The following is a 24,618-nucleotide window of genomic DNA, read 5'->3' as shown; positions in this document are numbered from 1 at the left end:
CAGTGCTATTTGGTTAGAGGGCAACGTCACCGCTAAGTCAGTGCATTTCGTTTGGATTCTAAGAACCGAATAGTGGGTGTATCGGTTGCAAGTGACATCGCTTTTTCGTAACTCACGAGGGCTTTTTCTTTATTACCTGTTTGAGCATGGAATTCTGCACGGGCTGCCCATAATGGTTGAAAGCCAGACCCAATGTGTACTTCAACTTTGTCCAGTTGTTCGAGGGCTTCTTTAAATCCTAATACATGAGCTAGCACCACAATGTTTGCAACAATGGCACCCGCTGATGGAGCGTATTTCAGTAACGCAGGGTAGAGCTGGCTTAATGCCTTCCAATCGGTTTTATTGGTCTGTTTTCTTGCCTGATGAATGGACTGAATAGCGGCTTCAATCTGGAAGCGTCCAACTTCATTCAGATGGTAGGCATCTTTCAGCTTTCGATGGGCGTATTGAGATAGTGTATCATCCCATAACGCCATATCTTGCTGATCAACAGGGACGAGAACGTTGTTTACAATTCTGGCTTTGCAACGCGATTGACTTAATGCGATGAGCGCCGCTAACCCCTTTGCTTCAGGGTTCTCTGGCATTAGCCCAGTTAACATATAGGCGAGGTAAAGAGCCTCTTCTCCAAAGTTGTCGTTAGGATCCAGCCAATCATAGGTGTGAAGTGCATAAATGGCTTCAAATATGGCGTTTTGACGCTCTTCCAAATGGGAGGGATCTGGGATCGCAAAAGGTATGCCTGAATGTCGGATTTTAGCTTTTGCGCGTACGAGCTTTTTGGTTAACGCAGCCGGTGAATACATAAACAGTCGGGCAATAACCTTCGCCTCAATCCCAAGTACCGTTTGCAGCATCAATGGTGTGTGCAGCTCTGATGAGATCGCAGGATGCGCGCACACCATCATTAACTCTAATCGTTTGTCGGGTAACGTGTTTTCATGTTGATCCATTTCGCATTCCTCCTGTATTTCCGATTCCTCAGGGAATTTAGCAAGTTGACGTTGCCTATCGGTAATGCGATTTTTTGCCACGGTCATTAGCCACGCTTCAGGGCTTTTGGGAATGCCATTCTCCACCCAATAAGTGAGCGCTTTCTCAAGCGCGCCTGCCAATGCATTTTCTGCTAAGGCAATATCTTGCGTTCTAGCGGAAAGAAAAGCCAAAAGCTTACCGTATGATTCACGTGCCGCCATTTCGACGGCACGGTATTCGTTATTCATAACACCTCATTCTTCTTAAAATACAGCGTTAATAGGTGCCCATAGCAGAAGCACGGATTTCGACTTTACCCACTTTGGCGGCTGGGCATTTTTCTGCCCAAGCTAACGCAGCATCTAGGTCCGCCACGTCAACAACGAAAAATCCACCTAATGTCTCTTTTGTTTCTGCAAATGGACCATCTTGCACATGTTTCTTCCCACCTTTCACGCTCAAGGTTGTGGCTGTCTCTACAGGTTGGAGCCAATCTGTATCAACAAATACACCTGCTTTTTGAAGCGATTCTATGTAGGCACCGTAAACCTCTTTTTCGGCCGCCCAGTCTTCAGGTGTCATGTGAGCAATATCAGCGGGATCGGTGTAGAGTAAAAATGTATAGCGCATAATGTTCTCCTTAGATGTTTTGTAATGAATATATTCTGGTTTTGAGTTAAACGACCCGAGCTAAATTGGTCAGCCCTTTTTCAAAGGTTTTGCCTACCATTTTGTCCATAAATAACCCGAACACTCGTGAAATGGGGTTCATCCCTAAATCCATGTTCATTTGCCATGTAACCAAAACGCCGTTTTTGTTTGGCTCTGCTTTAATCATTTGTGTAGGTTGTCCCATGGCTCCTAAGTCAATGTTGTACTGAACAGAGGTATCCGATATCGATGCCACGGTTTGGCTTCCCTTACCGTCTTTACCGTTAAAGTGAAAACCAGAACCAACACCGGTTTCAGGTCCAAAATGCGTGATTTTCAGATTGGGATCTTCTGACTTATAAGGGTTGAATTGTTGATAGCCACGATTGGAAGACGCCAATTCCAGTACTTTTTTTGCACCAGAAGGAAGAAGCGTGTTTCTTTCAACTTTAATGTGCCTTGGCAGTAAAAGCGCGCCGACAGACAACAAAATTAAAATGCCTACAATCGACATAAAAATAGTAGTAAACGTCATGTTGTTTCTCCTTTAATTAACAAACTGTGCGTTAGGTAAAGCAATATTGCTTTCACTCACATGACGAACCAGTTTTTCTTCAATGGACATTTTCAAAATAAAAAATGTTCAACATGCCGTTTATTTTTTCTCGATGATGGAAACCTCCGCGCGTTAAAGCGCGGATCATTTGAAGCAAACGTTTGTATTTAATAGTGAATCCTAAAAATGCTTAAGTATTGTTCGCGCGAACGTTTGCGTATAAAAATGTGATGAATATCTCAATTTATTCTCTATACTTCTCACTCGGTTATAAGCCGAGGCTGATAAATTCATCGCTTTTCGTTCAAAGCGATGAATCATAAATAACCAATACAAGCCGTCACAAGGAGTGCTCGATAGGGCAGGTGAATGACCCCAAGGACCGGACCAGCTATTTTTAACTGCTTGTAAAGGTGAACATTCAATGACTTTTATGTCCTATTCTCCCGTGGGTTGGTTTCATACCATGCCCAGTCAAACTTGTTTTCTGTATTCCGCTCTGCAATTTAATGCTTCCACTTTTTACTGCCGATAACAGGAAATCTGATGACGATTCTATTTAGCCTTTTGGGTGTCTTTACCCTGTTACTTTGTGCGTTTCTTTTTTCTGAAAATCGTAAAGCCATAAACTGGAAAACCGTGTCGCGTGCTTTGATGCTTCAAGTTGGGTTTGCTGCATTAGTGCTTTATTTCCCATGGGGGCAAGCTGCCTTAACAACTTTGAGTAGTGGAGTGTCGAGTTTGCTCGGTTTTGCCGATGAGGGGATTGCCTTTCTGTTCGGTGATCTTGCCAACACGGGTTTTATATTTGCGGTTCGAGTTCTGCCGATCATCATTTTCTTCAGTGCGTTAATCTCGGCGCTGTATTACCTTGACATTATGCAAAAAGTCATCGAATTTATAGGTGGCGGGATCCAAAAGTTTCTTGGAACGAGCAAAGCAGAATCCCTCGTTGCGACTGGTAATATCTTTTTGTCTCAAGGGGAATCTCCACTCCTAGTCCGTCCGTTTCTTTCAAAGATGACTCGATCAGAATTGTTCGCCGTAATGGCGGGTGGTATGGCTTCTGTTGCGGGCAGTGTTTTAGGTGGCTATGCAGGCTTGGGTGTGGAATTGAAATACCTGATCGCGGCGAGTTTCATGGCGGCACCGGGCAGCTTACTGATGGCAAAGATCTTGGTGCCAGAACAAGAAACACCTGCGCAGAACCATGATGTAGAAATGGACAAAGCTGAGCAAAGTAATGTGATTGATGCATTGGCGAGTGGCGCTATGAACGGAATGAAAGTCGCTGTTGCGGTTGGAACCATGCTTATCGCTTTTGTTAGTGTGATTGCTATGGTGAACACAGGTTTGGAATCGCTAGGGGATTTCGCCGGATTTGGAGGCATTACACTCCAAGCTATCTTTGGGTATATCTTTGCGCCATTAGCATGGGTAATAGGTGTTCCGGGAAGCGAAGTGCTTGCCGCTGGTTCATACATTGGTCAAAAGGTGGTCATGAATGAATTTGTCGCCTTTATCGACTTTGTGGCAAACAAAGATGCACTTTCAGAACATACACAAGTGATTGTCACTTTTGCTTTGTGTGGTTTTGCGAATATTGGTTCAATTGCCATTCAGCTGGGTTCTATTGGTGTTATTGCGCCAGAGAGACGTTCCGAAGTGGCGAATTTGGGCTTTAAAGCGGTATTGGCTGGTACGTTGGCAAACCTAATGAGTGCGTGTTTAGCGGGTCTCTTTATATTGCTTTAGTAGAACCAGAGGGATAAAGGGTACTTAAGTACTCAATTTGTTGATTTTTAAAGGGCTGGGGTTTTCTCAGCCCTTTTATTTTTGTACCTTTGGAAGTTATACCCAAGTAACCTTAAGATGCTTGGATCAGCGGCTTTGAACCCTGCATCTTAAGGTCACTTGGGTACATGAATAGCATTGTTAGCAGAATAAAGGACGAATATGAAAATACGGACATTTAAGGACTCAGATAAATCGCGAGTCATCGAATTATGGAACGCCTGTGGATTGGTTGTACCTTGGAACGATCCCAGTAAAGACATAGACATAAAAGTTGCTCATGACCGCGAGTTGTTTTTGGTGTTAGAGCAAGATGGCCAAATCACCGCAAGTGTGATGGGCGGGTATGAAGGGCATCGAGGTTGGGCTAATTACTTAGCGGTGGACCCAAATTTCCAGGGCAGTGGGGCAGGAAAAGCGCTAATGGATGCGCTAGAAGAAAAGCTGTTAGCGAAAGGTTGTCCTAAAATTAACCTCCAAATCAGAAGCACCAATGAGAAGGTGATCGCCTTTTACAAACATTTGGGTTATGCAGTGGATGAGTCAGTGAGCATGGGTAAAAGATTGGATGGCGTTTTAAAAGATTAGGGTCTGAAGACCCTAAATTCAGGTTAATGAGGTGAAGGCGGTGTGTTAGCAAGGCTTTTCGGTTCAAGCCCATAGGGAAGTGAAGAGAAAACCGAACTGTGTTGCTGATATTTGGGGGCAGCGTTAGTGCCTTTCCAGTCTAGCAACATAATGGCTAGTACATTTCGATGTTCACCACCAGAAAGTGAAACGCTACCTGAAACCGATGGAACTAACCCGGCTTCCAAATTGATGGAAGCTTTGATGGCTTTCCTTGTCTTTTCAACAACGGGATCATTATCCAAACCTGCGAGTAAGAATGAAATCCCCACTTCGGCAATCACATCCTCTTTTGCTCTTTCAAGGATAAGCGAGATATTGCTTCTAAAGTAATCGTAGATCCACTGATGTTCTTTTTCTGAAACTGAATATTGGTAATAGCCTGAGTCTGCAAGGATAATATGGGTCATTCCATAAAGCTTGTTGCCAAATTGCTGCCGAGTGAGTTCGGCATCCTTTTCATCTGGATAGGTGGCACGGAAGCTCTCAATGAATTCTGTGACAACGTCCTGTTCACCCAACTGGCGAAGCCAATACACTTGATTCGCAAGTTGTGCTGCCCACGCTTCGATCATGGTCGAATTGGTCGCGTATTTTTTAAAATCAAAACGGCGAATAACGGATCTAAGCTTGGCGTCTGCTTTGTGTTGCAGCCCATATTCATTTGCCCGTGCCATCGAACCTAGAAGACCCACACCAAGGTACATATATTCAGGCATCATCTTGGTGGCGTTAAACCTACGTAAACTGCGTTCATCGCGATCGTCGAGGTAACGAGAAAGTCTCTGAATAGAGTACTTGTGAATTTGCTCTGGTGTATGTACTTCTTCACTAAACCGATTGAGTTTACTTGCTACGCGCGCGAGGTCGCTCCAAATGGCATATTTGTATTGTGGGTCCAATGTTTGGCGGTACATTCGTAACCCAAAATGCCCTTCTTTGAATGGCGACAAGGTATAGAGTTGTTTCTGGTAGGTTGTTTTAATTAATTCAGCTGATGCGTAATAGCTTAGGTCGTCGAGAGCGCTTTGCTCTGCGATATCGCTTTTAGCTTCAGTGTGATTAAGCAAATCTAATGCATCTGCTGAGTGAGTCTGAGTTGCGAAAATGAACGATGTTATCAAGAGGGTGGGAGCAAGTAATTTCATGTCGCATTTTTATAGTGTTATTTATATTGGAGCGAATATACCGCTGCTGTGATTGATATAAGTCCGGTGAATGTTAGTTTTATCTATTAGATTTCATTTCTATGCGGCTTGGAAATTACTCTTTTGGGCATAAAAGATATTGCGGTATTAACTTGGTGCTATTGCAAGGTTTGATAGCCTGAAAGCAGAGAGATTAGGAAGGAGTTTTCTATGACAAGTTTTCAGGTTCATCCGTCTTTACATGAAGTATTGGGAGAGGAGCAAACTTACTTTGAAGTGGTTTGTATCGCTTTGTTTGCCACGTTGGGGACTTGGCTAATTTACACGTCGTACTATTTTCCGAATATTGTCGAGGGTAGGGGGCTCATTGCGACTATTGTTGGCTTCATCATCGTTGCTGATGTTCTAGCTGGCTGTATTGCCAATTTTAGCCGAGGAACAAACAATTACTACGCGAGTAAACCCAAAGCGCGGATAGTTTTTATTATTAGCCACGTTCACATCCTACTAATTGCTTGGTTGTTGGAAGGTCCCCTTATAGAAGCAGGCATCGTCTGGGCATTTACTATCGGTTTCGCCACGGTCGTGAATCGCTATGCTGGAAGCTCATATCAAACATTTATTGGTGCCACTGTTATGTGTGTGGGGCTATTGTTACTTCCACTTCTTCAACTACCAAATTGGATGGAGATTGTCAGTGCTTTGTTTATGTTAAAAGTGGTGTATAGCTTTGGTGTGAACCATTACGCGAGATTGAATCAGAGCGCTTGATCTTAACTCTGTGACAACGATCTGAGAAAAAATAGGACGTTTGTCCTATTTTATTTCTTTGTGATTAGGTCAACTGTCCTATTTTGAGGAAGGTAGAGCGAGTTAAGGTGAAATATGAACCGCAGTAAACGAGAAAAAATAGTAGAAGCCGCGGATTTACTGTTTTATCAAAAGGGGTACGAGTTCACCTCTTTTGCAGATATCGCTTCTTCAGTAAGTATTTCGAGAGGGAATTTTTATTATCACTTTAAAACGAAGGACGACATTCTAACTGCCGTTATAAACCGCCGTTTAGTGATGACGGAAGACATGCTTAATGGTTGGGATATCAAAAGCCAAAATCCTAAAGAGAGGATCATGAGTTTTATTCACATCCTCATAAGCAACAAGTCTAAAATTGAGCGCTATGGATGCCCTGTAGGAACGCTCACGACAGAGTTAAGTAAGTTACGACACCCTGCTTTAGAGGACGCGACCCGTCTATTCTCTTTGTTTAAAACTTGGTTGATGCAGCAGTTTGTAGCGCTAGGTTTTGAAGAACAGTCCGAGCCAATGGCAATGCACATTTTGGGTCGCAGTCAAGGCGTAGCGACGCTATTAAATGCGTTTAAAGACGATGACTTTCTGCAGAATGAGATAAGTCAAATGCAGGATTGGCTAGAAGATCAAATAGAAAAACTACAGTAATCAGATAAAAAGAATCCAATAAGGAGAGTGGCATGTTTGTTGTTTCAATGACAATGACTGGGCAAATGGATAAAGCTAAGGCGCATATGGCAGGTCATAATGCGTGGGTGAAGCAAGGCGTTGACGATGGTGTATTTGTTTTAGTTGGTAATTTAAAGCCCGGTCCAGGTGGGTGTCTCTTCGCTGTAGACGTTGATAGAGAAGCACTGGACGCAAGAATTGCAACCGATCCCTTTGTTTCTGAGGGAATTGTGACTGTTGAAGTTACTGAAACAGTTATTCATACCGCAGACAAAAATTTGCAATTTTGGGAAGGGAAATAGTATGGCAGATACGGTAACGGGACCAGATGGATTACCTCGCTGCGGTTGGTGCAGTGCAGCGCCGGATTTTTTTGAGTATCACGATAAAGAATGGGGCTTTCCGGTTTCTGACGACAAAAGGTTGTTTGAAAAGCTTTGCTTAGAGAGTTTTCAATCGGGTTTAAGCTGGCGCACCATATTATCTAAAAGAGAGAATTTGAGAGCAGCCTTTGCGCAATTCGATTTTTACAAAGTCGCAGAGTTTGATGAAAAAGACGTTGAGCGCTTATTACAAGATGCAGGCATTATAAGGCATCGTGGAAAAATTGAAGCGGTGATCAATAACGCGAAACGAGCAAAAGAGTTGGTTGCAGAAGAGGGATCACTTGCAGCATTTTTGTGGCGATATGAAGCAAAACTGTCCGCTGATTTTAAACCGCAAACAGCATCTACGTCTTCGGAGTCGATCGCTCTATCGAAAGAACTAAAAAAGCGAGGGTGGAAGTTTGTAGGACCAACAACTGCCTACGCTTTTATGCAGGCGATGGGGTTAATTAATGATCACGCTTTAGAATGTTCGAAACGTCTAGAAGTCGACAAAGCGCGAGCGAGCTTTCAAGTTCCACAAAGCAAATAAAAGAAAGAGCGCTGTTGAGCGGTGATGGTTCAGGCATTGATTTGCCTTAATCAAACCAGTGCATAATTAAGCGGAGCCGCGACGCGTTTCTCAATTATGAGCCTATAACGGGTTACCATTATAGGTATAGTGAGTCCCTCAAATTGCAGAGGGATTCAATGGAATGAAAGTACTGGTGGCATTGGTTTTAACGTTAGTAATAGGGTGGTATGGCAACGATGTGTATTCCCAACTCGCAGTGAGAAATGTCGCCAACACAACCCCTCAAATATCGCAAGTACTCCAATTCGCTCAAGTGCCATTAAGACAAGATCAACGCAGTTGTTATTTGGATAGCAATACGGTTGGAGACGTGATTGCCAGTTTAGTCGGTAACAACATGCAAAATCATATAAACCGTTTAGATGCGGGCTGCTTTGAACAAACTTGTACTATTTCATTATCTAGCTGCTTACCATGGGAAAGCAGCGAATGCGATCAGACTTTTCTAAAATACGACACTTCTATAACTGGTGAAATCAAACCAGACTCTTTCGAGTGTATTTCCATTCCTTAGCCAAGTCAGGCGGCTACAAAGTTGTATGAAACTTTTGGTTTTAAAAGCCGAGAAGTGTACGGCGACTACAAACATGACCCAACTTCGGTTTACATGGAACTAAATTGCCGCTGACCTTATCGCTATTGCACCCTGTAAACTCGCCAAATATTTCATTTAATTATTTGATTGTACGGGCATATTCTTATTGATTGTTTGACGATTAGCTCCTTGCTTATTACCTTCTAGCTTTGCTAATAAGAGAAAGGATTCAGAATGAGCAAACAGCGCTACGGTGAAATTAATGATGGAGTGAGTTCAGTTTGGTATGTTGATCGGATTTGGGCTTTGGCTGAGTCTCTTCCGGTAGAAGAAATCGCCATCAGCGACATATGTGGCCCTGATGAGGTCACATGGTTTAGCCTAGAAGGTCCCTTACCAACTTGTCGAAATGTGGCGGAACACTGCAAAAGAATCCTGAATGCAGATTTGTCTTATCCTGTGATTCTAACTGAGGATTTTCGCGTATTTGATGGGATGCATCGAATAGCCAAGTGCATTATGGAAGGGAAGGATACGATTAAGGTCAGACGTTTTCTGAGTAACCCTGAACCAGACGAAGTGAATGGTGTTAAGACGGCTGTTTAGCGCCTTCAAAAGGAATGACGATGTACACACTTTACTATTACCCGAACAATGCCAGTTTAGCGCCGCACTTTTTACTGCATCACATGCAATTGCCTTATGAGCTGGTTTTGGTTGATAAAAAATCCAATTCTCAAAAGTCAGCGGACTATTTAAAGCTAAACCCTGCTGGGCGAATTCCAACCCTAATTGACGATGGACAACCGATTTTTGAAAGCCCAGCTATTTGCATGCATATAGCCGAGAGTCACCCAGAACATCAGTTAATTCCGCCGGTCGGAGATAAATCCCGCCCTGTTTTTCTTCAATGGCTTGCTTACTTGAACAACACGTTGCAAGCAGAGCTCATGGTTTACTATTACCCGCATCGCCACACAAATGATGAAAGCACAATCAAACATGTACGTGCTGCGCAAGAAGTTCAAATAGCGAATGCATTGTCGGTGATTAATGATCAATTATCGAAGCACGAATACCTGATTGGCGAGAACATATCGGTTTGTGATTACTTCTTGTTTATGCTGGCTGAGTGGTCGCTGCCAGTTGAGAAAAATCCGATGACATTTCCTCATCTCGCAGCGTACCTTCAAGCATTAAGCCACCACGCTACGATTAAAGCGGTGTGTGAGATTGAAGAGATAGACCTAACGCCTTTCCATCTAGTTAAAACTCAATAGTCATGTCGTACCACAGTGCGCCACCATGCGAGGAATCAGACTGACCTTGAGAAGTTAATCCATGGCTTTGGTAAAAAGGAATAAGGTGCTCCTTACAAGTCAGAACCATGCCAGTGAGGTTGCGCTGTTTACAAACCTCTATTAAATGCTTTGTGAGTTTGGACGCGTAGCCCTTACGCTGGTGGGAAGGAGCGACTGCCAAGCCAAAAACGGTTTGGTACATACCATTTGGATTGTGAAGATTGGCGTTTTCAAAAAGTTCGTCGGGCAATTCGGCTTTGTGGTAACGACATCCATTGATGTGCCCAACGATTTCTCCATTAACTTCTAATACAAAAAAGCATTCAGGAAAAACCTGGAATCGTTCGGTAAAGCTCTTGAGAGAAGCGGCTTCACTTTCTGGAAAGCAAAGGGATTCGATTTCAGCGATTTTCTTTATGTCTTCTGATTTTGCGGGTCTGATGTTGGGCATGAATGTTCCGTTATTCTATAAAATTTCAGTTACTTATATTGGGTAAGTTTTAAGGGAAAGCAATGAGTGCGAGTCATTATATTAAAGAAATTCGATCTCTTATAGGGAACAAGCCGCTGTTGATTCCTAGTGTCGCAGCTGTCATTTTAGATGAGCACAAACGCCTACTGCTTCAACAGAAACAAGATGGGTCTTGGAGCTTGCCAGCAGGGATGATAGAGCTAGGAGAGTCGCCAAGCGCAGCGATAAAGCGTGAAGTATTGGAAGAGACAGGGTATACGGTCTCGGCAATGAAAATCTTAGGTGCATTCGGTGGCGAAGGGTTCTCTTTTACCTACCCTAATGGAGACCGAGTCGATTACACCGTTATACTGTTTCGATGTCATGTAACTGGGTTACCCAGCAAAGAGTTGGACGAAGAAACAAAAGCACTGCAATATTTTAGTAAAGACAAAATGCCCGACTTGGCGTTACCTTACCCTAAAGATTGCTTGTTTGATGAACTAGACGAACCTTATATTGAATCAGCTTCTGAATGTTGGTTGTAAACTGGTTAAAAGGACTTTGATTGGAAACGGCTAAAATCTGGAAGAGTGATGACATTTCGGGAATTGAATTGTTATCCGCTAACTACAGTACATTTGAGTTTGCGAAGCATTGGCATGATGAATTGGCTATTGGGCTCATTGAAGATGGGGCAGAGGGCTTGCTTTATCGGGGGCAAAATATCGTTGTGCCCAAAAACCATATTGTTGCGATCAACCCATCTGAAATTCATACGGGCTACGCGAGTTGTGCTCAAGGTTGGCAATATCGAATGTTTTACTTCGATATCCCGCTCATTCAGCAACAATTTGAACAGTCTGGACTCCCTATCGACCCAGTAGTCGATTTTCCCGTGATTGATGATCCAGATCTTTTCCAAGAGCTTAGGCAGTTACACCTTGCCCTTGAACATACCAGTTTCGCGCTCACGCGTGAGTCGCTGTTGGTGACGACCTTAGAAAAACTGTTCAAACGCTATGGGTCTTTCACTGCTTCGGAAGGGAAGCGTCATGATAACAATGTCGCCTTTAAAGTTAGGGAGTACCTTCTGGATAATTGGTTCCAGAATGTTGCTCTAGAGGAGTTAGAAGAAGCGACGGGCAATTCGAAGTTTCAACTTATTCGCGCTTTTAAAGCAGCCTACGGTATTACCCCTCATCAATTTTTATTGTTGGTTAAAGCACATAAAGCGAAAAAGCTGCTTTTTGAAGGAAACAGCTGCGTAGAAACATCCCTCGCTTGCGGGTTTTACGATCAAAGCCATTTTAATCGTAATTTCAAGCGGGCCTTTGGTATCTCGCCTAAAAACTACCTTTTCCGCTAACTGCAATTTTGTACAAGAGAAGCCCTCACAGCTTGATTATGCTCCTCATTAAGATAAGAAAAGCAGAGGTATCTTAATGAGTTTATTTATTATTTGGTTAGGCGTGATGTTCCCATTGGTGTTTAGCCCTGGTCCCGCGAACATTATATTTGCTGCATCCGGTGCTCAAGTTGGCGTTAAACGGTCGATGCCACTTCTTATTGGTGTGGATTTGGTCTTTTTTGTTAAATCCATACTGATTGGTTTCGGGCTCGGGCAGGCAGTTCAAAGCTACCCCACAGTGATGAATGTCGTGCAATTGCTGGGTGCGTTCTATCTCATCTACTTGGCGATCTCATTCATTAAGAATGTCGGGAGCACCAGTACAGAAGGGCAAAAAGTTTTGGGTTTCGTGGATGGGTTATTGGTTCAGCTATTAAACAGTAAAGGCTGGTTGATGGTGTTCCTCATGTTTTCTCTGTTTGGTGAGCAAGCCCAGACCGCTTTTGGTGACCAAGGTATATGGGTATTGGTCATTTGGTTAGCGGTTCTGAATGTTTCAATGCATTTGGTATGGGTGAAAATGGGCTATTGGTTGTCAAAGGTATCCAGCAGCAGTGGGTATGCAAAAGGGTTAAATTGGTTCTATGCACTTTGCTTACTATTTGTCTCGTTATGGCTGATAGTAGATAACCCGATTTGGTGAGAGAAAAGCGCAGATTAGTCTGCGCTTTTCCTCTTGTGAGCCACCGTTAAGCCATCTTTTTATTAAGTGATTGGTCTAGCGCTAGTTTTCCTGATCCTGATATGGTCAAAGAAACAGAGGCAGCAAGTAGTGCTAAACCAAACTCATAACCATTGTTTGATAAGAACAAGCCGTTTTCAAAATGCACCGAGAATATCGCTATCACCATTGTAAACGTGGTAACCAATGCGGCGGGGCGTGTAAGCAAACCCAATACTAAAAATAACCCTCCGAAGAACTCCGCACTACCAGCAAGAAATGCCATTAAAACGCCGGGTGCCAAGCCTATTGAAGCCATCCATTGTCCAGTTCCTTCTAATCCATAACCGCCAAACCATCCAAACAGTTTTTGCGCACCATGAGCGATAAGAATGATTCCAATAGGGATACGTAATGCCAAAGTTGCGAAACCTGCGTTGCTAGCGGTGATCTTCTTTAGGATAATTTTCATGGTTACCTCAATATATTTGAATAAGTTATTTAGTGGCTAACTTCTTTTATTAGCTGTTGAAAGCGATCATATTGGGAAACAGATGAATGAAAAATACGTCTTTATTGACTATTTTGTTCGAAAAATTTGAATATATGTTAAATCCACATTACTGCATAAAGGATCGGTATTTATACACTCAAGTATCTTGTGGCTACTTGGGTATAAAGGGAGGAAGGAGTGGATATGGAAATCAGATATGTAAATTCACAAGATATTGAGGCAATAACAAACATCTACAATGACTTTGTTGTAAACAGCACCGCAACGTTTGAAGAAAAGCCAGTTTCAACTGAAGAAATGAACCAAAGAGTGGGTAAAATCCAAAGTTATTCTTTGCCTTGGATTGTGATGGTGGAGGGTGAAAAGGTGCTCGGGTATGCCTATGCAGGGCCATGGAACAACCGAAGTGCTTACCGGTATACAACTGAGGCTTCGGTTTATGTCTCTCCTAATGCTTTAGGAAAAGGCATCGGGAAAGCGCTCTATTCTCACTTAATCTCTATTCTCGCAAAGCGCCGTATCCGTAACGTGTTAGGTGTGGTGAGTTTGCCGAATGACGCGAGCATCACATTGCATCAATCTCTAGGATTTCAAAAAGTGGGGGAGTTTAAGAAGGTTGGATTGAAATTTGGTGAACTGATCGATGTGAGCTATTGGCAACTGGAGTTAACAGATTGATTTTAGATGAACAAGCCGAACTGGAAAGTCGCATTCTGAAAGTTTGCCCAGTGGTGGTTAGGCAAAAAGCAGGGAAAAGGGAGCTGCTAATGTTCAAGCATCCCCTTGCTGGGATACAGATTGTTAAAGGTACCGTTGAGCTCCAAGATACCTCCTATGAACAAGCGGCTATACGAGAACTGTCGGAAGAATCTGGTTTACGCCATGTTCTGGGTACTCAATATTTGGGGCGATGGGAATCTGGCTACAGAGACCATATTTGGCACTTTGTATATTGCGAGGTTAACCCGCAACCAGAACGATGGACATTCCACACCTTAGACGACGGCGGACACGATTTTCAATTTTTCTGGCAGGATTTGGAAAGAAAAACGTTAGCAGATTGTCATCCGGTTTTTTTGAGGGCGATGGAAAAAATCAAACGTCTATTGCCAATTAACACCGCATAAATAAACCCTTGATACGATATCTTAATTTTAATAGAAGGAACGCACTATGGCTTTTGAAATGTTAATAGGGATAGAGGTCTCTGACGAACAAGGTTACCGTCAATATAGGGAAGCGATGATGCCCATCTTAAAAAGCTACGGGGGCAAATTTGGCTATGACTTTGTAGTATCTGATGTACTAAAATCTCCAACACCAGAATCAATAAACCGAGTGTTTACTTTGATTTTTCCTGATGAGGAGACAAAGGAGGCGTTTTTCACCGATGCTGAGTACGCCAAAGTAAAAGAGCGCCATTTTAAACCTTCCGTCTCGTCTGTTACGCGCATATCCGAATTTACGTCTTGATACAGGTTAACTAGCAGCGCGAACTAGAAGGTTTAAAAACTGTTAAGAGTATCGCGTGTTTATGCAATTTTCCCTGACTATGTTTGAATTGCCGTTATATTGTTGTTCACGATACCCAAGTAACCTCAAAATGCTTGTTTCAGCGGCTTCCCAACCAAAGAATAGGGAACTGGCTTTCAGGCAAGGCATCGATTTGAAGATCTAGTGGTTCTAAATCAAGAATCGATAACGAAGTATGAAAGCCAGTTAAACTCGCCCTTGGGAGCCCATATTCTGCCTCACTTCCTCGTCAAAGAACTTGGAAAGGATTCGTCATTCCACTGCGTTCTTTTCCTTGAATTGAAACAGAATATGAGGCTCTGAACCCTGCATCTTGAGGTCACTTGGGTATATAAAAAGAAGCCTTGTCGGTCAGGGTGTTTTAACACTCTTTATTGGGTGCTGCTTTGTTTATAGGTTGAATAGTTATGCGTATTCACGGCTCAAATTAGGAGAGTCTTAACTGCTAAAGGCTTTAGTATATTGGTTAAAACGCTATTTACTTTTTTCTCTATATTTCAAACCGAATTTCCCATACCTGTACAAGAAAAGTTGGCTAGATAAAAACTAAAATCAGGATAAAAAATGACGGAATCAGAGTTACTTCGTTCCCCAGATATACCCCTAAAAGAAACCAAACCTCAGTTCTATCAGCTTAAAGGTCGGTTAAATCGAACAGAGTTTGCCTGCTGGGCTACCGCTTGTTTGCTATTACCCAATTTGTTGGGAGAGTTTGGGTTTCTTGCTATGCCCATCACCTTCTTTTTCTATGTTCTTTTCATTGTAAAAAGGTTAAGGGATATCGGCTTTTCCCCTTGGTTGGTATTGATCGCGTGGATACCGGTGCTCAATTTCCCTCTCTGTCTTGCACCCGGTGACACAGTCGATAATCGCTTTGGTGACACGCCATTTCCATCAAGCTCCGTAATTAAAGTGATGTCTGTGCTTCTACCTATTGTTTATGCCTTACTCATGTTTGTTTCTCTTATGTCCGCGTTACCAGAATTCACGCAAACGTATCAGCAATACGAAGCAAAGGCAGAGAGCAAACTTACCGACCCAAGTGCAAAGAAGGAGTAACTAATGGAATGGATCATTGGTGAAGAGTACATGCAGTATTGCGAATTTATGAACGACATGAAACCTTGCGTTCAACAAGCAGTCAGTGAAATCACTCGCCAAATTATGCAGCTCTACGCAATGTTGGGTTCTCTAGTTACGCTTTATGTGTTGGGATTTTTCATTGGTACAGGCGTCACCGTATTTGACGACGGCGTGAAGCAAGAGATGTCATGGCGATTAAAAATCAGCTACGTGATAGTGATGGTTTGCTTATTTCCAATCTTTTACGCACCATTTTTTAAAGATGTTCGTTTAATGAAAAGGCGCTATGCGGAAAAATTTACAGAGCGTACCGTTATTGTAGAAGGTAAGTATTAGCGGCTCAGATTCTAGAAATATAAACGTCAGTTAAATTGATGTTGAAGGAAAAAATGCCGATCTAAGTCGGCATTTTTAATGCAATCTATACCCAGTTCATAGCAAGAATTATAGGTATTTAGAATCTTAGTTGGAACTCAGCGTACATTGATGAAAGTTCTGATTTCGCATCAAAGATCTTGTAACCCGTATTCACGGCAATATTTTGCGTGAGTCGCAATCCAATTTCAGCTCCGTAAGAAATACCAAATTTGTTGTCTTTATCAGTACTGCTTTCTTGGAAATAGTAGTTAGTGCCAAAAACACCTGCGATGTGCATTGTTTCGCTAAGCGGTAATGACGGTTTTAAGTTCCATGCAATACTCGAAAGTTCGTAGTCATTGTGTTTGCCTAAATCGGTATAGAGCCATTCTGAAGACATCATGAAGGTGCTTCCAAGCGGAAATGTATGACCGAAGCTTGCACTTAACCCTGATTTACTGTCGTTTTGATCTGAAGTTGAAATGTTGTAGCCCAGGCCGAAGTAGTAACCTTCTTCTGCTTGAGAGGCACAAGAAATAGCCAGCAGAGCCAATGGTAATAGGGATTTTTTCATGAGTATTGATAATCTAGATGGTCAGGAGGGGCGTATTTTGGCGATGAATGAACAAAAAGGCGAGCAATTTTGTTAAATCCCTCGCACTTTTTATTTTAAGTGGCTATCTAAAATGCCTGCTTATTCAGGTCGACCAATAAGTCAGAGGAAATATCGGAGATGCTTTTTGCGCCTGTTAATGTCATAGCAACACGCATTTCTTTTTCATACAAATCGAGCAAGTTTTCTACGCCCGCACCGCCTTGTGCCGCCAACGCATACACAAAAGAACGACCGAGTAATGTAAAATCAGCACCGAGTGCCAGCATGCGAACAACGTCTAAGCCCGTTCGGATGCCAGAATCGACCATGATCTTTAAGTCTCCTTTTACTGCATCTGCAATATTAGGAAGGGCGCGAACCGTTGATAAAACACCGTCCAATTGTCGACCGCCGTGGTTAGAGACGACTATGCCATCCGCACCAAATCGAACGGCATCTTTGGCATCATCTTCATCCAGAATGCCTTTGATAACCATTGGACCATCCCAGAAATCTCGGATCCACTCTAAGTCCTTCCAGCTGATTGATGGGTCGAAGTTAGCGCCTAACCATCCAATGTAATCTTCAAGCTTGGTTGGCTCACCACGATAGGTCGAAATGTTACCCAAATCGTGTGGTTTTCCTAGAACACCCACGTCAAGCGCCCAACTCGGGTGAAGCATTGATTGGAATACTCTGCGCATCGAAGCATTAGGACCACTCATTCCAGAATGCATGTCGCGGTATCGAGCGCCAGGAACGGGCATGTCCACAGTAAAGACCAATGTCGTTACGCCCGCCGCTTTGGCTCGTTCAAGTACATTTTGCATAAAGCCACGATCTTTCAAGACATATAGCTGGAACCACATTGGTCGCTCTATGGCTGGAGCGACTTCTTCAATCGGGCAAACCGACACGGTAGACATGGTGAAAGGGATGCCTTTCTTATCAGCGGCTTTCGCGGCTTGAACCTCACCACGGCGCGCATACATGCCTGTTAAACCGACAGGAGCAAGCCCGATAGGAAGTGACATTTTCTCGCCAAACAATTCAGTGTCTAGACTGAGATCGGACATATCCCTTAGAACGCGTTGACGTAATGCGACGTCGGAAAGGTCATCAGTATTATGTCTTAAGGTATGCTCATTGTAAGAGCCGCCATCAATGTAATGAAACAAAAAGGGTGGCAGTTTTGCTTTTGCTGCAGCGCGATAATCAGTCGATGCGGAGATAATCATAATTTCTATCCTGATTTCTATATCTAACTCTTAGGTTCGTGGGCGTTGAGCAAGTTAAGAGTTAAAAAACAAATGGCATTAGCGCCGAATATTGGGCGTCTTTGCGCCCATTAATCTAACTTTTAGAACGATTTTATTTCACTATTTCATTAGGGCATCCGTAACTTGGAGGCCGTAAATCACCACCATGCCTATCACTCCGGTAACAACAAGGTAGTAGAAAGTTGGGATAACTGTTTTGCGAAGTGTCGCACCTTCACGACCGAGCAAGCCTACCGTAGCGGAAGCAGCGACAACGTTGTGGATGGCGATCATATTACCGGCAGCGGCACCCACAGCTTGAAGCGCGACTACAACCGCACTAGAAATAGAAAGTGTTTGCGCCACTTCATATTGGAATTGGCTGAACATCATGTTCGAAACTGTGTTGGACCCTGCAATGAACGCACCCAACGCTCCAACTGTAGCGCTTAATGCTGGGAAAGCATCACCAACCAGCCCAGCAGCAAAGTTTGCGGTGGTGACTGGCATACTCGCAAGGTCGGCACCATTAATACCTGAATTGATAAAGATGCGAACCATTGGAATGGTAAACACCAAGACAAAACCTGCGCCAATCAACGTTTTACTGGATTCGCCAAACGCTTTCACAAGAGGCGTGGCGCTGCGAGCCTGAATGAGCGTGGCAAGTAGTGCAACAAACACCAAGATCCCGCCAGGCAGGTAAAGAGGCTGAATAGCAGCGCTTATGCCTGTTTCGCCCAGAATATTGCCGAATGATAGGCTGACGCTCTTGAGCATATCTTTCAAATCAACACTTACACGGCTTGCAACGAGAATAACGGCAAGCAACACATACGGAAGCCACGCAATTGCAAGGCTCATTGGCTTACTCTTGCTATCTTCTAGATCAATTTTTAACGTACCAAGCCATTCAGCTTGCCATTTATCTTCTTTTTCAAAATCCCACTTGGACTTTGGAATGAGGAAGCCATTTTTTGCTGCGAGTACAACGATAGACAAGCCGACCAAGCCACCGATAAGTGACGGGAATTCAGCGCCTAGAAACACGCCTGTTAATGCGTAAGGAATGGTAAAAGAGAGACCAGCAAATAGCGCAAAAGGAAGAATATCCAACCCTTCAGTCCAGCTACGATTTTTTCCGAAGAATCGAGTTAACATCATTGCCATTAATACAGGCATTAATGTGCCGACAACTGCATGAATTAAGGAGACACTGGAGGTAATCTGTTGTAGGTACGCATCCCATGTTGAACCATTCGCAACCAGCGCTTCGCTGATATTATGTGTATCCAACCCTTTGTTCACGCCAACGATAATAGGTGTACCGACAGCGCCAAATGAAACAGGAGTTGATTGGATCATCATCCCCATCAAGACAGCGGCTAACGCTGGAAAGCCAATGGCAACCATAAGAGGGGCGGCAATGGCAGCAGGTGTACCAAACCCTGATGCGCCCTCGATAAACGATCCAAAACACCAAGCAATGATGATCGCTTGTACACGTCGGTCGGGGGAAATGTTGGTAAACCCATTGCGAATAACGGAAATAGCGCCGGTATGTTTTAAGGTATTAAGTAAGAAGATGGCACCAAACACTATCCACAGAACAGAAACGGTAATCCCTAACCCCTGGAATATCGAAGCAAGCACTCGGTTGGTAGACATATCCCAGAACAAAAGGGCAATAACGACGGTTAACCCAAAGGCAACGGGCATGGCTTTCTTTGCTGGCCAATTTAGACCAACCAGCAAAATCGCAGCCACCACAATGGGCGAGAATGCGATTAAGGCTAATAGTGTTTCACTCATATGTAGGACCTCTAAAAGGCTTTAAGCCATCCGATGTTTAGCGGAAAAAGCTAAAGCTAAGTAATTTTTATACTTGTGTTATTTATGTTAAATCGGCGTGAATGTAGCGCTTTCGTTTTTATTGATATAGGGAATAAATGAAAATAATTAATTCCAAAAGTGACATAATACTTCCGATTTACGCGAGAAGAAGTAGTAGCCACATGTGACAGAAAACTAAGAATGGCGTATTGTTATATTGTAATAATTTCATATATAACAATGATATAAAATGATGATTGATGCGTAAAATGAACAAAAACTTATCGATTTGATTGTTGCTTTGTATGCTGAAATTCTAGGTGTAGCAAGCTGATAACAACCCGTTACCTATCTTTCATAGTGTGAAGTTGGTCGATTCCGATTTCGATAATAAGTAATCTGTTTAATGTAGAAGTGAGTACATATCATTGCATTTGTAATGATAGATTTGTTAAAAGGGCGTTTTCGATACCAGCACGAACATAAAACTGGAGAGCCCATGTACACTTTGATTGAAGCAACCGAAAGATATTTGTCGCACTGCAAGGATATCAGAGGGCTATCGTCGTATACGATTAAAGCGTATCGCATCGACTTGCGTCAATTGATGGAATGCCTTGGTATAAATGCTTTGCTGAAGGATATCGATAAGCATTCCATTTCAAAGTTTCTTGATTACCTGACCCAAAATCAACTTAAACCTACTTCGATAAAGAGAAAGTTAGCATGCGCTAAGGCGATGTTTTCTTGGCTAGAAATTGAAGAACACATCGATACAAGCCCTTTCCACAAGTTTGTACTCAATTTAAAGCTACCAAAGCATCTACCCAGAAACATTGCAAAGTCCGATTTGAAATCTATTCTGAACCAAGCAAGATCTTCGACAAATACGGGTGAAGATAGAAAACAGCCATTTATAGATAAACATATTCAAAATGGGAAAGGTTTAAATCACTTCACCGCGCTTGTTGTAGTCGAGTTACTTGTTACGACAGGGGTCAGAGTAGGAGAGCTAGTAGGAATACAACTAGACGATGTCAGCTTGCCTGAGAAGAAGATTAAGATTATGGGTAAGGGCTCAAGAGAACGCTTTGTTTATATTTTAGATAATGAGTTGTGCACCTTAATTAGGCGTTACATTGAACTAAGACACATAGTTGAACCTCAGCACGACAATTTCTTGGTCAATAGCCGTGGAAAACCAGCTTCAACACAATTTATAAGAAAGTTAGTTCGAAACGTTTCCAATCAAACCAATTCCAATCTTAAAGCCACTCCTCATATGTTTCGTCATAGTGCTGCGTGTGAGTTTCTAGCAGCCGGTGTAGACATGAGATACGTACAAAAACTGTTGGGGCACAGCAGTATTTCAACAACCGAAATCTATACTCACGTATCCGACACTTTACTCCAACAGAAACTACAAAAATCAAACCTCAGGAGTGCCATAATGAAAAAGTAAGGATAACTAACAATTATGGATCATTTCGTTAGTATAAAAGACATATCTAAAGATCTGATAGAATCTACAGTTTTTGAATTATTGGATATTTGTAAAAATGAAGCAACAATTAAAGATTATTATCATGAAAATGCGTATTCACTACGTTCTAAAATTCTAGCAACTTTATTTGTGTCTGACAGCTTAAGAACTAGAGCTGGGTTTGTTTCCTCATTTTTAAGATTGGGAGGGTCTCATTTGAGTTTTGATATGTATGAAAAGTTAATAGAAAAAAATATGTCCAATGAGCCACTGTCTGATATAACTGGTTATATTAGCCAATATGTTGACCTAATAGCTATACGTTGCGATTCTAAATCTTACTTTGATGACCTTATTCAAGGTTCTAGTGTTCCAGTGATATCTGCCGGACATGGACAAAAATCTCATCCAACAACAGCTATTAATTATTTGTCTAGTATATATAAAAATACAAAAAAGCTAAATGACTTAAATGTACTAGTCGTAGCAGTTGAACCCAAAAGGTGTGTCAATTCACTTGTTGAAGGTTTAAAAAAGTGGAAAGGCAATAAAGTTGAAGTAAGGTCACCATTCTACATCGATAATTATGAATTATTTAGCTGCAATGAATTGAAAAAATTTGATGTTATATTTTTTGACGAAGATATCGTCGATTATGAAAGAAGCTCTCCATACTTCAAACTTAGTTTAGATATGTATAACAACATCAAATCATCCATTCATATAATACATGCTAAACCAGTTATAAATTTATTTGAACACTCGCTTAAGAATACTTTAAAAACTGATTTACAAAAGCAATCACGAAATAGCAGTATATTAAAATCATTGTTATATAAAAGATTAGTCAACATACAATGAATTAGTGTCGGGTCTATATATTTTTCTGTGTGGTATTGATAACACATCCTTAAAGTCGATCAAAGATACGTCACCTAAGTCTTCTGAGCTAAGAAAACCATCTTTGATCAAACATAGTTTCTCTAGTTTTGACTCAACAAAATTATACTCATTATTAAGAAATCTATATTTAAATTTTCTTGACTCTTTAAATTTCAATGCCGCCTCATGAAACTTGTTTTCTTTAAATAGAAAGTATCCATAGTTTACATTAGCAGTAGCAAGAATCATTGGGTCAGGAATGTTATTACTATTGATAACTTTTTCTATTTGATTAATTGCAAGATTTCTCTCATTAAGTTCCCAATAAATAATTGATTTGTTAATTGCAATTGAGTGCGTTTGATAAATAGGCTTGCAGATGTATTTTTCAGCCCTTTCAATAAAGTCCAAAGCTTTATTGTAATCTTTACTCAATATAAGAGCACAAGCGATGTTGTTTATAGGGGTTTCCAGATACAAAGACAAACTTTTTAGATGATTATGAGATTGGGCAAAAAAATCTATAGCTGTTTTCTGACTTCCTCGATAATAGTTGGCAAGCCCACAATGATTAGCTAATGCTGCTTTTAGCAGTGTAATTTCTCTATCCTTTGATGAAATACTTTCTAGCATTGAGTATGCGTCATGATATGTGTTGATAATATCACCATGAAACTCAGATAACCCTTTATTTCGTACTGCTATTGCATTGATTATAATGTCATTTTTGTTATTAAAATCTAGGTTTTTCGTTTTATTATCGATATCCTTATATATTTTTCTAATATAATCATATTTACCTAAGTGCTCAAGAATGGAACAGTAAAGGGTTTTTGCTTTCAAGTTTTCTGATAAATTTGTAGACATTTTTACCATCACTTGATAAATGGATTTTACTTCATTGTGGTTTTTAATTTGTCCAGACTCTCTCATTGACTTCATATAGTCATACAAAAAGCTATACGATAAATTTTTATTTGTATTTATTCTTATTAATTTCCGACCTAATTTATAAGCTAATAGGAATTCATTTTTCCTTGCCAAGGATGTCGTTAGTTTAGTTAAAAGAGAAAAATTCTCTATCACTTTGTCGTTGCTAAGTTCAAGTGCCGACATACCAATTGGTACGACTATTTCTCGCTGAAATAGGTAATCATATTTATTCAATAACAACTTTCCAAATTCAGAAATAACTAGATTTGGATTTACTTTCTTTAGGCTGGAAAATGCAACTGTTAATAATCCACTATCATTTTCTATAGCGTATTCTATAATGGTTTGGGATAAAATTATTATAGATTTCTCATACTTACCTCGAACTTTTAACATTCTAATTGCTAGCTCGCTTCTTTCTGTATGGCATTCGATTAAATCGTTTGATATTTTTAACTCAGATAATGATTCTAAATAACTTAAATCTAGCTTCAATTGGTTTGAATTATAATCAAAATTTAACCTAAGAGATAAAGAATCTAACAAGATATTTAAAGTCGTTGAAGTGCACTTGTTTTTGAATGATGATAAAATAAAGAAAATATATATTAGATAAGGTTTTTGTGCAGTGATATTTTGAAAAGAGTTATCATAATAGCTTCCTTTTGATTTTTTGGTTTCCAATTCTTCGTAAATCTCTTGAATTTCTTCCTTACTTTTTCTTAAAATCTTCCCTAACTTCTCAAAATTACCTTCTGTTTCTCTATATATCTTATCTATTAAATCAACTGGGAGCTCTTTGTTTGCTTCACCGAAAATCTCAGACATTTTACTTTTAGTTAAGTTATCTAGGCTAATCATTTGAGTACTATTATAGAAATAATCACTAACCAAATCCTTTATATACTTATCTCTTACAATAGAAGGGCATTGATCATGACTAGACATAAAAACATAGATACCATGATTCTTGTTAAATAATTCGTTAATAATTGGTAGCAGTATTTCTAATGATCTTTGGTCTATCCACTGAATGTCGTCAATGATAATAACAGTAAAGCTAGACTGCTTTACTTTTTCGGTAAAGAAATCCAAGATAAGTTCATAAACTGCTTCCTTCACAAGGTTTGGAGTTACAATATTTCTAAGTTTCGTTTCTAGTTCTTCTCCTTGCCGTGTTGCTCCATCAAATAGCCCATTAACTTGTTGCATCCCTGGTATCAGGCTAGTTACTTTGAAAACTATTTTCCATAGCGGCGGTAGAGCAGGTATATCATTTGAAATAGATAATGCCTTTTGGAACTTCATTGGATTACTTAGTGAAATATGGGTCACCAAAGTTGATAAAGTATGAAATTCTTTATTTTGTTCATTTTGATTGCATCTTAATAACCTGTTTTCTCCATTAAGGCATAGAACATTACTAGCGTAACGCTCTGCAATGTACCTCAGTAGGGTCGTTTTTCCTGAACCTATAGGACCATTAATCCAAAATAGCTGGCTATTTGAGGGAGAACTATTAAGAAAAGAATGAATATGACCGCGCTCGACTTTTCTATCTAACATTCCTTTCATAATTGTTAGTTATCCTTAC

General features: G+C 41.2%; 29 protein-coding genes. 19 read left to right on the top strand and 10 right to left on the bottom strand.

The genetic code is table 11. The annotated features are described in order from the left end of the window. Positions 1-32: 32 nt before the first annotated feature. From Q8W40_RS23060 to Q8W40_RS23050, 3 genes are read right to left on the bottom strand one after another with little or no spacing between them, the layout of a single operon-like run. Positions 33-1,226 (bottom strand): RNA polymerase sigma factor, encoded by a 1,194-nt coding sequence (locus tag Q8W40_RS23060; RefSeq protein WP_305400549.1) that lies wholly within the window; start codon positions 1,224-1,226, stop codon positions 33-35. 28 nt (positions 1,227-1,254) lie between these two features. Beyond that, positions 1,255-1,608, bottom strand: a complete 354-nt coding sequence (locus tag Q8W40_RS23055) for a YciI family protein (protein ID WP_104402637.1) — start codon at positions 1,606-1,608, stop codon at positions 1,255-1,257. A 46-nt stretch (positions 1,609-1,654) separates the two neighbouring features. After that, a complete protein-coding gene (locus tag Q8W40_RS23050; protein ID WP_305400545.1) occupies positions 1,655-2,164 on the bottom strand; it encodes an SRPBCC family protein in 510 nt (169 codons plus the stop codon). Positions 2,165-2,731: 567 nt separating this feature from the next. Here Q8W40_RS23050 and Q8W40_RS23045 point away from each other — a divergent pair. Both Q8W40_RS23045 and Q8W40_RS23040 read left to right on the top strand, forming a co-directional pair. Further along, on the top strand, positions 2,732-3,940 hold the full coding sequence (locus Q8W40_RS23045) for a NupC/NupG family nucleoside CNT transporter (protein WP_305400543.1): 1,209 nt from the start codon (positions 2,732-2,734) through the stop codon (positions 3,938-3,940). Positions 3,941-4,141: 201 nt separating this feature from the next. Continuing rightward, positions 4,142-4,567 (top strand): GNAT family acetyltransferase, encoded by a 426-nt coding sequence (locus Q8W40_RS23040; protein ID WP_305400541.1) that lies wholly within the window; start codon positions 4,142-4,144, stop codon positions 4,565-4,567. A 23-nt stretch (positions 4,568-4,590) separates the two neighbouring features. On the opposite strand, the gene Q8W40_RS23035 is transcribed toward Q8W40_RS23040, so the two are convergent. Continuing rightward, on the bottom strand, positions 4,591-5,754 hold the full coding sequence (locus Q8W40_RS23035) for a DUF3541 domain-containing protein (protein ID WP_305400539.1): 1,164 nt from the start codon (positions 5,752-5,754) through the stop codon (positions 4,591-4,593). 210 nt (positions 5,755-5,964) lie between these two features. Here Q8W40_RS23035 and Q8W40_RS23030 point away from each other — a divergent pair, with 210 nt between their 5' ends. The 7 genes from Q8W40_RS23030 (at position 5,965) to Q8W40_RS23000 (ending at position 10,008) form a co-directional block, all read left to right on the top strand. Then, positions 5,965-6,525, top strand: a complete 561-nt coding sequence (locus tag Q8W40_RS23030; protein ID WP_305400538.1) for a hypothetical protein — start codon at positions 5,965-5,967, stop codon at positions 6,523-6,525. 114 nt (positions 6,526-6,639) lie between these two features. Further along, entirely contained in the window at positions 6,640-7,212 is a 573-nt protein-coding gene (locus Q8W40_RS23025) for a TetR/AcrR family transcriptional regulator (RefSeq protein ID WP_305400536.1), read from the top strand. A gap of 32 nt (positions 7,213-7,244) precedes the next feature. After that, entirely contained in the window at positions 7,245-7,535 is a 291-nt protein-coding gene (locus Q8W40_RS23020; RefSeq protein WP_305400534.1) for a YciI family protein, read from the top strand. 1 nt (position 7,536) lies between these two features. Continuing rightward, positions 7,537-8,151: a DNA-3-methyladenine glycosylase I gene (locus tag Q8W40_RS23015; protein WP_101111023.1), complete on the top strand. Its 615-nt coding sequence runs from the start codon at positions 7,537-7,539 to the stop codon at positions 8,149-8,151. Between the two features lie 163 nt (positions 8,152-8,314). Beyond that, positions 8,315-8,707 carry a hypothetical protein gene (locus Q8W40_RS23010; protein ID WP_305400531.1) on the top strand — a complete coding sequence of 131 codons (393 nt, stop codon included), beginning with the start codon at positions 8,315-8,317 and terminating at the stop codon, positions 8,705-8,707. Positions 8,708-8,962: 255 nt separating this feature from the next. Beyond that, positions 8,963-9,334, top strand: coding sequence for a chromosome partitioning protein ParB (locus Q8W40_RS23005; protein WP_101111026.1), 372 nt, complete (start codon positions 8,963-8,965; stop codon positions 9,332-9,334). Positions 9,335-9,354: 20 nt separating this feature from the next. Beyond that, a complete protein-coding gene (locus Q8W40_RS23000) occupies positions 9,355-10,008 on the top strand; it encodes a glutathione S-transferase family protein (protein ID WP_305400529.1) in 654 nt (217 codons plus the stop codon). On the opposite strand, the gene Q8W40_RS22995 is transcribed toward Q8W40_RS23000, so the two are convergent. Continuing rightward, the gene (locus tag Q8W40_RS22995) at positions 9,995-10,480 is read right to left on the bottom strand and encodes a GNAT family N-acetyltransferase (RefSeq protein WP_305400527.1); all 486 of its coding nucleotides are present in this window, start codon (positions 10,478-10,480) and stop codon (positions 9,995-9,997) included. The genes Q8W40_RS23000 and Q8W40_RS22995 overlap by 14 nt on opposite strands. Before the next feature lie 62 nt (positions 10,481-10,542). On the opposite strand from Q8W40_RS22995, the gene Q8W40_RS22990 reads away from it, so the two are divergent. From Q8W40_RS22990 to Q8W40_RS22980, 3 genes are all read left to right on the top strand, one after another. After that, positions 10,543-11,028: an NUDIX domain-containing protein gene (locus Q8W40_RS22990; RefSeq protein ID WP_305400525.1), complete on the top strand. Its 486-nt coding sequence runs from the start codon at positions 10,543-10,545 to the stop codon at positions 11,026-11,028. A gap of 20 nt (positions 11,029-11,048) precedes the next feature. Beyond that, positions 11,049-11,849, top strand: coding sequence for an AraC family transcriptional regulator (locus tag Q8W40_RS22985; protein WP_305400524.1), 801 nt, complete (start codon positions 11,049-11,051; stop codon positions 11,847-11,849). 76 nt (positions 11,850-11,925) lie between these two features. Then, complete coding sequence (locus Q8W40_RS22980; RefSeq protein ID WP_305400522.1) at positions 11,926-12,534, top strand: LysE family translocator; 609 nt, start codon at positions 11,926-11,928, stop codon at positions 12,532-12,534. A 46-nt stretch (positions 12,535-12,580) separates the two neighbouring features. Here Q8W40_RS22980 and Q8W40_RS22975 read toward each other — a convergent pair whose 3' ends face one another. Then, complete coding sequence (locus Q8W40_RS22975) at positions 12,581-13,024, bottom strand: DoxX family protein (RefSeq protein WP_305400520.1); 444 nt, start codon at positions 13,022-13,024, stop codon at positions 12,581-12,583. 225 nt (positions 13,025-13,249) lie between these two features. Here Q8W40_RS22975 and Q8W40_RS22970 point away from each other — a divergent pair, with 225 nt between their 5' ends. The 5 genes from Q8W40_RS22970 (at position 13,250) to Q8W40_RS22950 (ending at position 16,018) form a co-directional block, all read left to right on the top strand. Next, positions 13,250-13,744, top strand: a complete 495-nt coding sequence (locus tag Q8W40_RS22970; RefSeq protein WP_305400519.1) for a GNAT family N-acetyltransferase — start codon at positions 13,250-13,252, stop codon at positions 13,742-13,744. Positions 13,745-13,776: 32 nt separating this feature from the next. Continuing rightward, positions 13,777-14,193, top strand: coding sequence for an NUDIX hydrolase (locus Q8W40_RS22965; RefSeq protein ID WP_305400669.1), 417 nt, complete (start codon positions 13,777-13,779; stop codon positions 14,191-14,193). 46 nt (positions 14,194-14,239) lie between these two features. Next, positions 14,240-14,539 carry a DUF1330 domain-containing protein gene (locus tag Q8W40_RS22960; RefSeq protein WP_305400517.1) on the top strand — a complete coding sequence of 100 codons (300 nt, stop codon included), beginning with the start codon at positions 14,240-14,242 and terminating at the stop codon, positions 14,537-14,539. A gap of 624 nt (positions 14,540-15,163) precedes the next feature. Beyond that, the gene (locus tag Q8W40_RS22955) at positions 15,164-15,658 is read left to right on the top strand and encodes a DUF805 domain-containing protein (RefSeq protein WP_305400515.1); all 495 of its coding nucleotides are present in this window, start codon (positions 15,164-15,166) and stop codon (positions 15,656-15,658) included. 3 nt (positions 15,659-15,661) lie between these two features. Further along, complete coding sequence (locus Q8W40_RS22950) at positions 15,662-16,018, top strand: hypothetical protein (protein ID WP_305400513.1); 357 nt, start codon at positions 15,662-15,664, stop codon at positions 16,016-16,018. A 118-nt stretch (positions 16,019-16,136) separates the two neighbouring features. On the opposite strand, the gene Q8W40_RS22945 is transcribed toward Q8W40_RS22950, so the two are convergent. From Q8W40_RS22945 to Q8W40_RS22935, 3 genes are all read right to left on the bottom strand, one after another. After that, a complete protein-coding gene (locus Q8W40_RS22945) occupies positions 16,137-16,613 on the bottom strand; it encodes an outer membrane beta-barrel protein (protein ID WP_305400511.1) in 477 nt (158 codons plus the stop codon). Positions 16,614-16,720: 107 nt separating this feature from the next. After that, positions 16,721-17,872: an FMN-dependent L-lactate dehydrogenase LldD gene (gene lldD / locus Q8W40_RS22940; RefSeq protein WP_305400509.1), complete on the bottom strand. Its 1,152-nt coding sequence runs from the start codon at positions 17,870-17,872 to the stop codon at positions 16,721-16,723. Positions 17,873-18,013: 141 nt separating this feature from the next. Continuing rightward, positions 18,014-19,705, bottom strand: a complete 1,692-nt coding sequence (locus Q8W40_RS22935) for an L-lactate permease (protein WP_305400507.1) — start codon at positions 19,703-19,705, stop codon at positions 18,014-18,016. 520 nt (positions 19,706-20,225) lie between these two features. Between Q8W40_RS22935 and Q8W40_RS22930 the strand changes: the two genes are divergently transcribed. Continuing rightward, positions 20,226-21,188 (top strand): tyrosine-type recombinase/integrase, encoded by a 963-nt coding sequence (locus Q8W40_RS22930; protein WP_305400505.1) that lies wholly within the window; start codon positions 20,226-20,228, stop codon positions 21,186-21,188. Between the two features lie 15 nt (positions 21,189-21,203). Then, the gene (locus Q8W40_RS22925; RefSeq protein ID WP_305400504.1) at positions 21,204-22,070 is read left to right on the top strand and encodes a hypothetical protein; all 867 of its coding nucleotides are present in this window, start codon (positions 21,204-21,206) and stop codon (positions 22,068-22,070) included. On the opposite strand, the gene Q8W40_RS22920 is transcribed toward Q8W40_RS22925, so the two are convergent. Further along, positions 22,053-24,599 carry a tetratricopeptide repeat protein gene (locus tag Q8W40_RS22920; RefSeq protein WP_305400502.1) on the bottom strand — a complete coding sequence of 849 codons (2,547 nt, stop codon included), beginning with the start codon at positions 24,597-24,599 and terminating at the stop codon, positions 22,053-22,055. The genes Q8W40_RS22925 and Q8W40_RS22920 overlap by 18 nt on opposite strands. Between the last annotated feature and the right edge of the window lie 19 nt (positions 24,600-24,618).

This window comes from Vibrio penaeicida, from assembly GCF_030689305.1.
GTDB classification, from domain to species: Bacteria; Pseudomonadota; Gammaproteobacteria; order Enterobacterales; family Vibrionaceae; genus Vibrio; species Vibrio penaeicida_B.
The sequence above is the reverse complement of the archived record's forward strand: the minus strand, read 5'-3'. Positions and strand labels throughout refer to the sequence as shown.